Raw genomic sequence first — 14907 nt, forward strand, 5'->3', positions numbered from 1 at the left:
AACGAAAAAAAGCCGCGGTTCCCTTAAACGGAACCGCGGCTTTCGCACTCTATATGTGTATACGACCAAAAAGGAGAAATCATGCAATATCAGCATACGAAGAGGGAGCCGGAGATGGCGGAACTGATCGAAGGTTCGGAGCGCGACCGCCGCAGGCTGGCGGAGCTGCTGGACGGCATCCGGGTGGGACCCGGAGTCGACGCCATGGCCGACGGAATGCGGGAGGCGGTGTGGGCCGACGTGCGCTCGCGCATCCGCCGCCGGGGAATCCGGATGCGGATCGTCCGCTACGCCGCGGCTGCGGCCGTGATGGCGGGCGTCGTCTGCAGCAGCTGGTTCATGGGCGGACGCCGGACCGAAAGCCGTCTGGTCGCCGCGGCGCAGCCGGTGAGCGTCTCGACGCCTCTGGGCGTGAAGTCCGACGTGGTGCTGCCCGACGGTTCGCGGGTGCGGCTCAACGGCGGCACGCGCATCGTCTATCCCGCGCTGTTCGGCGACGAACGCCGCGTGGAGGTCGACGGCGAGGCCTATTTCGAGGTCGAGCACGACGCCCGCAGGCCCTTCGTCGTCGTCACGGGACAGGTCGTCTCGACGGTGCTCGGAACGACTTTCAACGTGCACGCCTATTCCGAGGACGAGAATTACCAGATCACGCTGGCGACGGGCAGCCTGCTGGTGGACGGCGGTCCCGAGTCGCGGAGCGTGCGGCTGCGTCCCGGCGAGCAGGGATTCTTCGAGAGGACCTCCGGGCTGCTGTCGCTGCGCAGGGTGAACGTCGAGCAGGTGCTCTCGTGGCAGGAGGACAGGCTCTACTTCCGGGCCGAACCCCTGGCGTCGATCGCCCGGAGCCTCGAAAGGCAGTTCAACGTCGACATCACGATCCCCGACGAACGGCTGCGCAGGATCTGTTTCACGGGTGAGTTCGTCGACGGCGAGAACATCCACGAAATCATGCGGATCATCTCGGCCGACAGCCGCATCCTCTGCCGCAGCCGCAAGAACCATTTCGAGCTTTACAGAAACCGATAGAGATTCACGATTTTTTTCACTACAACCTAAATTTCAATCCTTATGAGTAACAATTCTACCAGCAGAAGGTCCTTCCGGGACCTTTTCGGCCAGCGGATGCTGTGCAGACTGAGCGGATTGCTGACCCTGTGTTGGTTCACGGTGGCGGCCCAGGCTCTTTACGCGCAGAATCCCGTGATTTCGTTGACGCTGAAGAACGCCACCGTGCGCGAGGTGATCGAAGCGGTCAAGACGCAGAGCGGCTACTCGTTCTGGTATCGGGAGAGCGAGATCGACCTCCGGAAGCGCGTTTCGGTCGAGGCGCACGATCAGAACGTCCTGAAACTGCTCGACGGCGTGCTCGCCGACCAGGGAATTCTGGCCAAACTCGAAGGCCGCCACATCGTGCTTTACAAATCCGACCCGGCAGGCCGGGGCCGGGAATACCAGCTGAAGGGCCGCGTCGAGACCGAGGCCGGCGATCCGATCGTGGGGGCGAACGTGCTGGTCGAGGGCACGACGAACGGCATGGTGACCAATTCGAAGGGCGAATTCGCCCTGAACGTGACTGCAGGCGCGCGGCTCAGCGTGTCGTTCATCGGTTACGACGCGGCGCAGGTCGAAGTGGGCAACCGGACGCATCTGACCGTGGTGCTGAAGGAGAATAACCAGCTCCTCGACGACGTGGTGGTGATCGGATACGGCGTGCAGAAGAAGGTCAACCTGACCGGCTCGATCGCCGTGCGCCAGATGTCGGAGATCGAGAACCAGCCCATGACGCACGCCTCGCAGGCGCTCTATTCGATGCCCGGCGTCTACATCAACCAGGCTTCGTCGAAGCCCGGCAGCGACGGCGCGACGATCCGCATACGCGGCGTCGGCACGATGAGCAGTTCCAGCCCCATGGTGCTGGTCGACGGCATGGAGTATTCGCTCAACGAGCTGAATCCCGGCGACATCGAGACGATCTCGGTGCTGAAGGACGCTTCGGCCTCGATCTACGGTTCCAAGGCCGCCAACGGCGTCATCCTCATCACCACGAAGCAGGCCAAGAAGGGCGCGCCGGTGGTGAAGCTGAGCGCCAACTTCGGCATTCAGTCGGCGACCTACGTGCCCGACGTGGTGACCGACCCGATTCAGTATATGAACATGCGCAACCAGGCCGAACTGAACGAAGGCAAGCTGACGGTGACCTACAACCGCGACGACATCCTCGAATACGAGGAGGGCATGAAGCACGACAAGTACATCTATCCCGCCTCCGACTGGTACGACCTCTGCTACCAGAACGGTTTTCTCCAGCAGTACAACGCCCGCGTTTCGGGCGGCACGGACAAGATCTCCTACTCGCTGGGCGGCGGTTACATGAACCAGCGCGGCATCATGGTCGCCAACGACGACGCGGAACGCTTCTCGTGGGACATGAAGATCAACGCGCAGGTGACCAAGCGCCTGAAGGTGGGCGTCAGCCTGCTGGGCAACCTGCGCTACAACACCGACCCGATCTACGGCGTATCGACGACGGTCAACGTCATCAACCGCGCCCTGCCGATCTTCGGCACGCAGCTGCCCGACGGCAAGTGGCTCTCGACGTGGCTCTCGACCCCCGGGCGCAACAACCCCGAGAATCCGCTCATGGAGCTGCACGAGGGCAACACCAAACGTCAGCTTCACCGCATTCTGGGGCGCATCAACATCGGCTACGACCTGCCGTGGGGCATCAAGTACAACGCCAACCTGGGCTACGTGAAGGTCGACCACTATTCGAAGGATTTCAAGCACGCGATGTACACCTACAATCCCAAAACCCTCGAGCGGAAGGACTTCAGCGCCTACGTCTCGGCCAAGGACTGGGACAACAACGCGATCAACTACACTTTCTACAACACCCTTTCGTGGGGCAAGAGCTTCGGCGGCAACCACAACTTCAACGTGATGGTCGGCACGGAGTACAAGCGTTACGACGGCAAGAACTTCCAGGCCAAGAAACGCGACTACTTCAACAACCAGCTCACCGCCCTGTCGGTCGGCGCCACGATGGAGGATATTTCGGGCGGATCGTCGCTCGAACTGCTCTTCTCCTACTTCGGGCGAATCACCTACGACTACAAGGAGAAATACCTGATCGACGTGACGGCGCGTTACGACGGCTCGTCGAAATTCGCCAAGGGCAACCGATGGGCCTTCTTCCCCGCCGTGTCGGTCGGGTGGCGCATCGACAAGGAGAATTTCATGCAGAACGTCCGGGCGGTCGACGTGCTCAAGCTCCGCGGCTCGGTCGGCGAGATGGGCAACCAGGCCATCGGCAACTACGAGTACCTGATGGCCGTGCTGGCGAACAAGAGCTACAATTACAGCTTCGGCGACGTGCTGTCGGGCGGCGCGGCGATCAAGGATTTCGTCGACGAGAACATCTCGTGGGAGACCACCCGCACCTACAACCTCGGACTGGATTTCGAGGCCTTCGACCACCGCCTGCTGTTCAGCGTCGACCTCTATAAGAAACGCACCGAAGGCATCCTGCGCGACGTGAAGATTTCGGCGCAGATCGGCAACCTGAACGGCCCGAAGCAGAACATCGGCGTGGTGGCCAACGACGGCGTCGAGCTGAACCTCCAGTGGCGGAGCGCGGTCAAGAATTTCCATTACAGCCTCGGCGGCAACTTCTGCTACAACAAGAACATCGTCGTCGACCTCGACGGGCAGGAGTACATCAAGACCTTCAACATCATCCGCGAGGGCGAACCCATCGACGCGTGGTATCTCTACCAGGCCGACGGCTTCTACAACAGTTATGAGGAGATCGCCAATTCGGTGACCGTCGGCAGCGGCGTGAAGCCCGGGTACATCCGCTACAAGAATCTCAACAACGACGACAAGATCGACGACGACGACCGCGCCGTCTGCGGCAACCTCACGCCGAGCATCACCTACGCCTTCAACTTCTCGCTGGGATGGAAGGGACTCGAACTTTCGGCGCAGTTCCAGGGCGTCGCCGACGTGAAGACCTATCTTTCGGGCAACCTCGCAGCCCCGTTCTGGAACGGAGCGGGCGTGCTGAAGGAGTGGGCGACCGACGCGTGGACCCCCGAGAACCACAACTCCCGCCTGCCGATCCTCCACACCGCCACGGGCGCGCCCGAGATGCACGACTACAAGAACACGCAGTGGCTCTACGATGCGTCGTACCTGCGCTGCAAGCAGCTGCAACTCTCGTACACCCTCCCCAAGAGGTGGATTTCGAAGCTCGGAATGAGCCAGTGCCAGATCTTCGTCAACGGCGAGAACCTCTTCACGATCTCCCCGCTGAAGATGTTCGACCCCGAGATCGACCTTTCGTCGACCAACCTGATGCAGTATCCTTCGCTGCGGACGATCAACTTCGGCTTCAACATTACTTTCTAATCGCTTCAAATACGGAAAAACATGAAAAAAACAGTAATCGGATTGATGCTTTGCGGTGCGGCGGCGCTGGCCTCCTGCAACCTCGACACCATTCCCACCGACAAATATACGGTCGAGACGTTCTGGGAAACCGAAGAAGGAACCGAGGCCGCCATGACCGGCTGTTACAACATACTGACCAACAGTGCGCTGTTCGGAGACTCGGCGCCGCTGCTCGAAGAGACCTGCACGCCCAACGCCTATAATTACAACAACGCGGGCGGATACAACGTCATCGCCCAGGGGACCCACACGGCCAACAGCTCGGGCATCATCGCCAACCGCTGGAAAAAGTGCTACGAGGGCATCGGACGCTGCAACACCCATCTCAACCGCCTGCTTGCCGCCGCCGTGGCCGACGACCGCAGGGTGCAGATGGAGGGCGAGGCCAAGTTCCTCCGCGCGCTCTATTACTACATGCTGGTGACCTATTACAACGGCGTGCCGCTGATCCTCGAAGAGCCTGTCTATGCGCACGGTTCGCTGCCCCGCGCCTCGCGCGAGGAGGTGGTGCGGGCGATTCTCGACGATCTGAACGACATCATCGACCGCGAACTGCTCGACTGGCAGTGGACCAAAGCCGCCGACCAGGGGCGCGCCACGCGCGGCGCGGCGATGGCCCTCAAGGCCCGTCTGCTGCTTTTCGAGGCCAGCAAGCTGGTCAACCCCTCGAACGACGCCGCGAAATGGCAGGCTGCGGCCGATGCGGCCAAAGCCGTGATCGAAAAGGAGGCCCAGGCGGGCTACGACCTGTTCGGCGACTACCGGAAACTCTTCCTGCCGGCGAACGAGCACAGCTGCGAGTGCGTCTTCAACATCGAATTTTCGAAGACCAAGAACACGGCCGTCAATTCGTTCAACGTTTACAGCGTCCAGTACCGCAACAACGCACCGTTGCTCGATCTGGTGATGGACTACCGGACGACGACCGACGGTGCGGCCACGATGGGCAAGTACGACAACCTCGACCCGCGTTTCGCGGCGACGAATTTCTATCCCGGGAGCACGTTCCTCGGCAAGGCCAACTGCCCGGCCGGGGAGGTGTGCCAGTTCACGGGCTTCGCACACAGGAAACTCACGATCTACGACGCGCAGAAGCGCGATTCGGACGACAGCAACGGCGAGACCAACTACATGTTCATCCGCTACGCCGACGTGCTGCTGATGTTCGCCGAGGCGCAGAACGAGGTCGACGCCACGCCCTCCGATGCCGTTTACGACGCCGTGAACCGCGTGCGCGGCCGCGTCGGCATGCCCACCTACGCCTACGGTTCGAAGAGCCAGTCCGAGATGCGCGAGATCATCCGCCACGAGCGCCGCGTCGAATTCGCCGGTGAGGGGCTTTATTACAACGACATCCGCCGCTGGATGACCGCCGAGCTGGTGATGAACGCCGTGATTCAGGACTATGCGGGCACGGACATCGCCGTCCGGGCGTTCGACCCCGACCGCGACTACTGGTGGCCCGTTCCGGCGGACCAGATCCTGCTGAACAAGAAACTCGAACAAAATCCCAATTATTAATCCGACAACCGCTAACTGGCAATTATGAAAAAATATCTGTGGATACTGGCCGCCGCATTCCTCCTTCAGGCTTGCAGCAAAGACGAGGAGGAGGGACCTTACGTTCCCTGGCGGCCGGGCGACGACAAGGAGGAGACGATCGACCTGGACAAGGCCACGAAGGTGATGATTCTGACCGAGCAGGCCAAGAACCGGATCGTGATGATCGACCAGCCGACGGGAAAGGTCGCCTGGGAGTGGACGGCCGCCGACAGCGGGCTTTCGGCTGCGGAACAGGCGTGGTTCGATCTGCCCGACGAGGCCAAACCGGTCTACAACCGTACGTGCGTGCTCGTCACGGCTTCGGGCGGCGGCGTGGCGCTGATCCGCATTGCGGACAAGAAGGCGATGTTCTACGCCAAGCCGGGCGGAAACCCCCACTCGGCCGAGGTGCTGCCCGACGGGAATGTCGTCGTGGCGTCGAGCACGGGCAACCTGTTGAGCGTCTACGTGTACAATGGCGCCGACAGCTACGTTTCCAGACCCGCCTTCACCATGCCGGTCCATTCGGCCCACAACGTGGTCTGGGACCGGAAGCGCGGCTGCCTCTGGACGGCGACGGGCGCCCAGCTGCTCAAGCTCGCCTACAACGGGAAGCGTACGGCTCCGGAACTGACGCAGGTGCGCTCTTACGATATGGCGGCGGGGAATACCGATGCCCACGACCTGGCGCCCGTCTGCGGGGAGGATGCGATGTATGTATCGACGAATCAGCATGTCTACAAGTTCGACTGTGCGGCGGAGAAGTTCCTCGACGTGGAGATCTTCCAGCAGAACACCATCAAGAGCATTTCGACGGGGCCGGAGGGGTATTCCACGATCGTCATGCGCCCCACGTCGGGCGGGAGCAACTGGTGGTCGGCCGAGGTGTGCGACATGAAGGGCAACCGGCTGTTCAACCGCGCGGGCTACCAGATTTACAAGGCCCGCTGGTATGTGGAGAATCCGTTCGGGTATCCCGAGGTTCACACTTTGTAAAACTTAAAATGCAAAAACGATGAAAAACATCCGAAAATACATGATGGCCGCGGCATGCATGACCGCCGCTGCGGCGCTGGTCGCCTGCACCGAGGCCGTGAAACGCGACACCGAGGAGGAAATCCAGGAGATGACCGTTCCCAAGAAACCCGGGCCGATCACGAAGGTGCCGGCAACGCTCACCTGCAACGGCGGCGAAGAGTTCACCTTCTCGGTTTCGAAGGTTCAGTGGGCCGAGACCTACGAATGGACGATCGCCGAGCAGGAGAAGTCGAAAATCTCGATCATCGACGGTCAGGGAACCAACGTCATCACCGTCAGGGTGGTCAACGACGACGTGGTGATTCCCGCCCAGTCGGTGTCGGTGGTGGCCAAAAACGAACTGGGTGCGAGCAAGGTGCGCGAGTATTTCGCGGCGATCACCGTGTCGGTCCCCATCGAGCTGCCGGGCTATACGATCAAGAAGTACGGCAAACGCTGGTGGATGACCGAGAACTGCCACGAAGCGGGCGAGGACGGCAACCTGGGCGTTGCGCCCGACCTGACGGCTTTCTCGGTTGCGGGGTTGGAGGCGTCGCATTTGCAGCGGTTGAACGACGCAAAGGGCCGTTACTACACCTGGTATGAGGCGATGACCGGCATATCGGGCTGTACGGCGGAGCAGTGTCCCTATGTGCAGAATTACGAAGGGGTGGACGACGTGGGCAACGCCTTCAAACTCGACGGTACGGAGGAGGGCGAGTTCGGCGTCCAGATACGCGGCTGCTGTCCCGAAGGCTGGCACGTGGCCAACGCCAACGACTGGTGGGACATGCTGATGGCTATCAAAAGCGAGTATGCCATTCCCGACGATTTCGCGCAGGGCGGATACACCTTCTCCGGCGGCCACGACGGGAAACCCGAGAATGCCATTACGAAGGCCGGATTCTACAAGTCGGGCTGCACGGTCAAGAATACGGGCAACGTCGGCGCATGGCTGCGCGGCGGCAACGGCCGTATCGTTGACGGCGGTATTTGGAATCAGGCGAATATGACGCTCACGGACGCCGGGGAACCCCTCCTGCAATTCGTCGACGGGGCCGAAAGCATCGGTTTCGGCTGGTATCCGCTGGGCTATCAGAAGGCCGACGGCAGTTTCAACAGCGGCGCGCTGGGCAAATGGGGCTACGTGTGGTTCATCGGGCAGACCAACGCCTCGACGGCCCGTTCGCTGGTCATCAGCGGTACGAGTCTGAACCTTCAGACCAAGACCAATCAGGAGGCGGCCAAGGATATTTATCTGAACGTCCGCTGCGTGAAAAACTACACCAAATAACCGGAAGCGATGAAAAAAAGAATTCTGTTTACGGCAGCGGCGCTGGTGTGCGCCGCCAACCTGACGGCCCAGTGTCTCGGCGTCGGAAGCTCGACCAGCAGCATGAGCCCCGAGGAGATGGCCGCCGCCGCGAAGGCCGGCGTGGAGTATGTCGAAATCGGCATCAGCGGCCGCGGGACCGTGGCTGAAATCCGCGAGAAGGCGCTGCACGCCAAACGCATGGCCGACGAGGCCGGTCTGAAGGTCTGGTCGTGCCACCTCCCGTTCTCCCGCAAGCTGGACATCTCGGTGCTGAACGACAGCGCCCGCATGGCCAACCTCGAATTCCTGACCGAAATGATCGCGATCTGCGGCGAAGTGGGACCGGAGAAACTGGTGCTGCATCCCAGTTCCGAACCGATTGCGGACGGGGAGCGCGAGCAGCGTATCCGGAACAGCATCGCTTCGATCGGCATATTGCGCAGGGAGGCGGCGCGGATCGGCGCGCAGCTGTGCATCGAGGATCTGCCCCGCACGTGCCTCGGGCGGAACTCGGCCGAGTTGCTGCGCATCATCGCCCCTTATCCCGAGGTGAAAATCTGTTTCGACACGAACCACCTGCTTTCGGAGGACCTGCTGCACTTCGTCGAGGCGTGCGGCGACCGGATTGCGACCGTCCATGTCTCGGATTACGACATGGTCGATGAACGCCATTGGCTTCCGGGCAAGGGCAAGATCGACTGGCCCGCGCTGTACGGGGCGCTGATGAAGGCCGGTTACAAGGGCGTCTTCATGTACGAGCTGAAACGCGGCGAGGGATCGTTCGGCGAAATGGTCGCCATCTACGAAAAGCTGGCCTCCGACGCGGCGAAGCTGGAATAACGCCGCTCCCGAAGAGTGCGAAAAAAGAGGTTACGGCAATTCGTAACCTCTTTTTCTGTGGGCCCAGAGGGGCATGATCCCACGACCTTCGGATTATGAGTCGTAATTTGTCGATTTTTAGCTGTTTTTGGTAATTTCTATATTGTTTTGTAAATGCTTGTATTTCAATGGCAAATATAGCTATTTTATTTCACTTGGTTTTTGTTGGTTTCGATTAAATCCGTATATTTGTGTCTAAATTGTGTGTCTAAAATCAAAATTTATACACAAAATGAACTACTCGAAAGACGGTGTGACGGTGGCCGCAATGTTCGATTCAGCCCATCCGAAAAAGTCCGGGAAGTGCTCCGTAAAAATCCGTGTTACCTACAATCGAGTGCGTCACTATTATCCGACCGGGAAAGATTTGATGCCGGCGGAGTGGGACGCCCTGCCAACAACAAAAGCCCGTGCACTTGTGGAGATACGCAAGGACATCGAAAGCAGCTACCAGATAGTGCGGACGGCTGTTGAGGACTTATTAATGCGCGGTATCTTTTCATTGGAAAATCTTAACAATCGACTAAAACGAGCTGGTGGCGATACGCTTAATATTGCTTTTGAGGGTAAAATAGCCGAAATGAAAGCACAGGAACGCATCGGGAATATGATGGCCTATCGGGTTGTTATGAAGGGGATAGAACGATTTGCCGGACCTCGTGTTCCTTTGTCGGGTGTTTCGGTGGATTGGATTCGTCGTTACGAAAAGTTCCTGCTTAAAGAGGGTAAAAGCCGTACTACCGTCGGAATACATATGCGACATATACGGGCAATACTCAACGACATGAAGCGGTGCGGAAAGATTTTAGAGGCGCAATACCCATTCGGCCGGGGGCGGTATGAGATACAAGCCGGAGAGGGCCGCAAATTGGCCCTCACGCTGGAGCAAATAGGGCAGATAGCCAATTATGAGGACGGAACCGAGGCAACGGCCAAATACCGCGATTATTGGCTGTTCCTCTACTTGTGCAACGGGATCAACGTTGCCGATTTCGTAAAGTTGAGGTATCGGGACATCGTGAACGGTGAAATATGCTTTGTCCGGCAAAAGACCGAGCGGACGACCAAGACCCGCAAGGAAATCCGGGTCGTTGTCACGGAGCGGATGCAGGCAATAATTAACCGATGGGGCAACCCCTCCCGGCCCGACAGCTTCATTTTTCCGATTCTCGACGGACAGGAGGATGCAATGCGGCGGAAGTGTAAAACGATGTATTTCACCCGTGCGATCAATAAGCGTATGAAGGAGGTGGGCGAACAGCTCGGGATCGGCAATATCTCGACCTATACGGCCCGGCATTCGTTCGCTACGGTGTTGAAGCGGGCAGGAGCGAATATCGCCTATATCTCGGAATCGCTGGGGCATCAGGACCTCAAAACAACGGAAAATTACCTGGCCAGCTTCGAACGGGAGGAACGGCAGAAGAATGCGGAATTATTAACGAAATTTTAGGGATATGGATAAGCTGCAACAGTATTATGAATCGTTACCTCTATGCACGGGCAATACCCCGGGAAACGTGATGTTTAGTGTTTATAACGACATCGACAATTTAGACAGTCTTACGCGGTGGTTTGATTTGCCCGATGATGAAGCGTATAATAAAGTCCCTAATTTGACATTCCAAAGGACCGGACTCCCCGACGCATTCGCGGGGTATCCGTGTATTGCCGTCCTGTTTTTCGAAAATAGGGCGGGCGATGATCCATTTTTCAGAGAGCACCGGGCAACGTTCCGGCAAATGTATTTAGACGGCTATGCACAAGGGGAGGCGGAGGGCAGGCAGTTTTTGGACCGGATGGCCGCATACGGAACACAATCCATTGCAGACCGACGGGCAGGGCTGCTAAAAATGTTCGGAAAATGCCGGGCAAAATATAGAAATACGGCCATATTCGACGCGTCACTTTTGCTCAAAATGGGACACTATGCGGGTTATATGTTTACAATCGCCGACGCGTTGGTGGCTATGGCTCTACTTATTAAACCGGGGAATAAGGCCGGACGGAAAAAAGCGAGTATTTCGGAGATAATAGCCGGAGATAGTGCGGCTGTGATTAGTCGTGTACGGGCCGCAATTAATGCGGCATCGGGGGATAAAGCGCAGGCGGTCGTGGATGAGATACGCCAAATGCAGCGTGACGGGCTTATAATCGACGGCAGTTTGGACAAAAAGGTGAAATCGCTATATGATTTCTTAAAAGCAGCAATCAATAATATGCCCGCATATAGCAACGTTATTGATCGTTTTTTGCTCAAGGACCAAAAGGGTTAAATTCATAATCGCCACCATACGAAAGCATGCTTTACGGCATTCTTTTTTTTGTTTTGTGTGTGAAAGACTATGCGTTGTAAGTGTTTGGTAATCAATGTTGCAAAATATGAATAAATATGAATAAATAATTATTTCATAACAATAGGCCCCCGCATTTCCCACCTTTGCAATGCGGTTACGGAATAGTCCGGACGCAACATTTTTTTAACAATTAAATTATTCTTGTTATGATGCAAGAGACAGTAACAGCGGGAACGAGCAAAATTATTTTGACGTCCCGCGAAGAATTGGAGGGGTGCATTTACGCAGCGGTGCGCACCATTATCCCGGAGCTGGCGAACTATAAAGCCCCGGCGGAGGAAGCGGCGGACGCACTAACGCTCGAAGCTGCAATTAATTTCTTGGAGGGGCTGGGATACCCTACTACGCCCAGTAATCTGTATAATTTGGCCTATTACAAACGAATTCCTTATCGGAAAGTGCGGCGGCGTCTGTTGTTCAGCCGTAAAGAGTTGACGGTTTGGGTTCAGAACCAAATCGAGGACCCGGCCAAACGTCACCGCGAAGCCGCCGAGGCTATCGCCGAGAGTGCCAACCGTAAATAGTTCCGGAGGTATGAATCAGAAACAGCACGCCCCCGGCGCTCAAGGCAAGCACGCAGGGGCATTCTATCAAGTCCTGTACAAAGGTAGGGAATTTTATCTAAACAACAACGAATTTCGGGTCTTTTCGCTGCTGGTCTGCGGCGGTCAATGGGCAACGTTCGACATCGCCGAGCGGCTGAATATCCCCGACCCGCGCAGTACGATCCGCTATATCCGCAAAATGGGGATCGATGTTGCCGATGTCTGGGTGCATGAAAACAAGATGCGGTTTAAGCGCTATTACATTCACGGAGGGCACGGCGATGAGTAGGCGTAATAGTTTTGTTTTTTACCGTTCCTTTCGGGCTGCGATGGAGGGGCTTTTACCCAACGAATACCAGCTGTTTATGAATGCGATAGTAATGTATGGACTTGATCGTACATTGCCGGATTTACCGCCCGATCTATCCCGCATTTTCTATGATTATTGCTACCCTCAACTTGAGGCGGATTGGGTTAAATGGGAGCGTAGGCAATCTCGGAAAGGAGGTACCCGATGAGCCGCGATACGATGGTCTATTACCGTTCATTCCGTGAATCTTTACGCGAATTGCCGCCGGACTTGTACAAGGTCGTATCGGAGACGATATTCGATTACGCCTTTGAAGGCATTGCGCCTGGTCCGGATAGCAATGCGGTTGCAAAAGCGCTATTTATTGCGATTAAGCCTGTAATTGATAATGCGCATAACCGATACGATGCTTGTGTGGAGAATGGGCGAAAAGGTGGAGCGCCCAAAGGAAGCCGGAACAATCCAAGCGGAAAAGCTATCCAACCTAACCAAAGACCTAACCAGTACCCTAACCAAGAACCTAACCTTTATAAGGATAAGGATGTAGATAAGGATAAAGATATAGAGAGTAAAGGGGGTGCAGGGGGAAGCGGAAAATCGAATGTCGGTAACACCCCCAAAGGTACCAGCGCGGACAAGCCGCGCAAAGTCGCAGCCAAACGCGCGGCGTTTGTTGCTCCCTCTCTCCAAGAGGTCAAAAATTATATTTCCGAAAAGGGATATACGGTCGATGCTCAACGCTTCATCGATTTCTATGAGGCGAAAGGCTGGATGATTGGTAAAAACAAGATGAAAGATTGGCGGGCAGCTGTTCGAACGTGGATGCGCCGACCAGACGAACCCCAAAAACAAACTACCTATGAGATGCGAACAACAAATTTCCTATAACCGCCTGGAGGCCGTTGAGGTGCTCCCGGAATCGCCCGAACTCGAAAAGGCTGTTTTGGGTGCTTTGATTCTTGAACCGGACCAACTGGCCGATGTTGCAGAGATCGCCGAAATTTCGGCATTCCAGACCCCGATACACGGCAAAATCTACGGCATGATGCTCTCGATGCTCGCGGAAGGCGTCAAAATCGACCTCTACACGCTTACGCAGCGCTGTAAAACCGTTGAGGGGTTAGGCAACCCGGCGGCCTACCTGGCAAAGCTCACGCAGGCCGTCGGCTCGGGGGTAAATGTCCTCGACCACGCCCGGCAGCTCAAAGACACGGAGACCCGCCGCCGGTTGTGTCTATTCGGCCATGAACTCGCAGTACGGGCGGCCTCCGATCCCTCGGGCGTTTTGGATTGGGCGACAACAGAAATAACCGCCATAGCCGCCGCAACGGTCCACGCCAACGATATTACGCCATTGTCGGATGTCGTGCGGGCCACCCTCGACGACTTGGAACGACGCCAACAGGCCCGACAAGTGGGCGAGTGCATCGGCATTCCTACGGGCTTACAACGGCTCGACGTGCTGACGGGCGGCTGGAGGGGCGGCCAGCTCGTGGTATTGGCTGGCCGTCCAGGGATGGGCAAAAGTGCCGCAATGCTACATTTTGCCCGGACCGCCGCCGTTGCTGGGGTTCCGGTGTGCGTGTTTTCGCTGGAGATGCCCGATACACAGTTGGCCGGGCGAATGTTGGTAGGAGGTTCGGGAGTTAACTCCGGATCGTTCCGAACGGGCGATATAGACGCCGACAGCTGGCGCAGGCTCGAACAAGCCGCCGCGGAACTTTCCGCGCTGCCTGTCTACTTCAGTGATTGTGCTAATATTACGATGGGGACTATACGCTCGCAATGTAAGGCTATGGCCCGCCGGGGGCGGTGCGGGATGGTCATTATCGACTATCTGCAACTGCTCGACACGGCAAGCCGGAACACGAACAGCACCCGCGAGCGGGAGATCGCCGCCGCCAGCCGTTCGGCCAAACTGCTCGCGAAGGAACTCGATGTGCCCGTCATTTTGTTGTCGCAGTTGTCGCGCAAAATAGAGGAACGAACCGATAAAACCCCGATGCTTTCGGACCTCCGGGAATCTGGCGCCATCGAGCAGGACGCCGATATGGTGCTATTTATCGACCGCCCGGCAATGTACGGCCGGGCCGAGATAGACGCGGGGCGATACGGGACCATTCCGGCCGAGGGCGTCGGGCTGCTGCATATCGCCAAGAACCGGGAGGGGGCGACAGGGTGCGTGATTTTCCGGCACAACGAAAGTATTACACGGATTGCGGACTATGAAAGCACGGCGAACCCCTCAACGGACGGCGAACCGTTTTAAGAGTGTTTGCGATTTAAGCGCATGAAAATACCTAAAGAAAAACGAAGGGGTGGCCAGCGGGACGACAGCACGCTGACAGTAGGATTGAATAAGAAAGAACTTGTAGAGTTGCTGGAGCGTACCCGGCGCAGGTGCGAAGAGTACGAACGGAAGCAAGAGGAGCTAATACTTAAACGCTCCGGAATTTTAATTGTTAAATCAAATATTAGAAAAATAAC

The 14907-nt window shown here is 57.3% G+C and carries 13 protein-coding genes; all 13 read left to right on the forward strand.

All coding sequences use genetic code 11. The features are described 5' to 3' along the window. Nucleotides 1-81: 81 nt before the first annotated feature. The gene (locus BHV64_RS04140) at nt 82-1029 is read left to right on the forward strand and encodes a FecR family protein (protein WP_217727726.1); all 948 of its coding nucleotides are present in this window, start codon (nt 82-84) and stop codon (nt 1027-1029) included. Between the two features lie 42 nt (nt 1030-1071). After that, complete coding sequence (locus BHV64_RS04145) at nt 1072-4413, forward strand: SusC/RagA family TonB-linked outer membrane protein (RefSeq protein WP_254886401.1); 3342 nt, start codon at nt 1072-1074, stop codon at nt 4411-4413. A gap of 21 nt (nt 4414-4434) precedes the next feature. After that, nucleotides 4435-5976: a RagB/SusD family nutrient uptake outer membrane protein gene (locus BHV64_RS04150; RefSeq protein WP_288115583.1), complete on the forward strand. Its 1542-nt coding sequence runs from the start codon at nt 4435-4437 to the stop codon at nt 5974-5976. Nucleotides 5977-6000: 24 nt separating this feature from the next. Continuing rightward, entirely contained in the window at nt 6001-6993 is a 993-nt protein-coding gene (locus tag BHV64_RS04155; RefSeq protein ID WP_015548073.1) for a DUF6528 family protein, read from the forward strand. Between the two features lie 19 nt (nt 6994-7012). Then, nucleotides 7013-8308, forward strand: coding sequence for an FISUMP domain-containing protein (locus BHV64_RS04160; protein WP_015548072.1), 1296 nt, complete (start codon nt 7013-7015; stop codon nt 8306-8308). A gap of 9 nt (nt 8309-8317) precedes the next feature. Further along, the gene (locus tag BHV64_RS04165) at nt 8318-9169 is read left to right on the forward strand and encodes a sugar phosphate isomerase/epimerase family protein (RefSeq protein WP_015548071.1); all 852 of its coding nucleotides are present in this window, start codon (nt 8318-8320) and stop codon (nt 9167-9169) included. A 271-nt stretch (nt 9170-9440) separates the two neighbouring features. Continuing rightward, nucleotides 9441-10661 (forward strand): site-specific integrase, encoded by a 1221-nt coding sequence (locus BHV64_RS04170; RefSeq protein ID WP_178847104.1) that lies wholly within the window; start codon nt 9441-9443, stop codon nt 10659-10661. A 4-nt stretch (nt 10662-10665) separates the two neighbouring features. Beyond that, entirely contained in the window at nt 10666-11484 is an 819-nt protein-coding gene (locus BHV64_RS04175; protein WP_147620908.1) for a hypothetical protein, read from the forward strand. Between the two features lie 227 nt (nt 11485-11711). Then, nucleotides 11712-12089, forward strand: a complete 378-nt coding sequence (locus BHV64_RS04180) for a DNA-binding protein (RefSeq protein ID WP_147620909.1) — start codon at nt 11712-11714, stop codon at nt 12087-12089. A 10-nt stretch (nt 12090-12099) separates the two neighbouring features. Next, a complete protein-coding gene (locus tag BHV64_RS04185) occupies nt 12100-12399 on the forward strand; it encodes a TrmB family transcriptional regulator (protein ID WP_147620910.1) in 300 nt (99 codons plus the stop codon). After that, nucleotides 12392-12628, forward strand: a complete 237-nt coding sequence (locus tag BHV64_RS13255; protein ID WP_353744041.1) for a DUF6291 domain-containing protein — start codon at nt 12392-12394, stop codon at nt 12626-12628. The genes BHV64_RS04185 and BHV64_RS13255 overlap by 8 nt, the downstream gene beginning before the upstream one ends. Continuing rightward, on the forward strand, nt 12625-13308 hold the full coding sequence (locus BHV64_RS04190) for a DUF6291 domain-containing protein (protein WP_217727724.1): 684 nt from the start codon (nt 12625-12627) through the stop codon (nt 13306-13308). The genes BHV64_RS13255 and BHV64_RS04190 overlap by 4 nt, the downstream gene beginning before the upstream one ends. Next, complete coding sequence (locus BHV64_RS04195; protein ID WP_217727723.1) at nt 13280-14689, forward strand: replicative DNA helicase; 1410 nt, start codon at nt 13280-13282, stop codon at nt 14687-14689. Before BHV64_RS04190 ends, BHV64_RS04195 begins: the two co-directional genes overlap by 29 nt. Nucleotides 14690-14907: the final 218 nt, after the last annotated feature.

This window comes from Alistipes sp. 56_sp_Nov_56_25, assembly GCF_001915285.1.
In the GTDB taxonomy this organism is placed as follows: domain Bacteria; phylum Bacteroidota; class Bacteroidia; order Bacteroidales; family Rikenellaceae; genus Alistipes; species Alistipes shahii.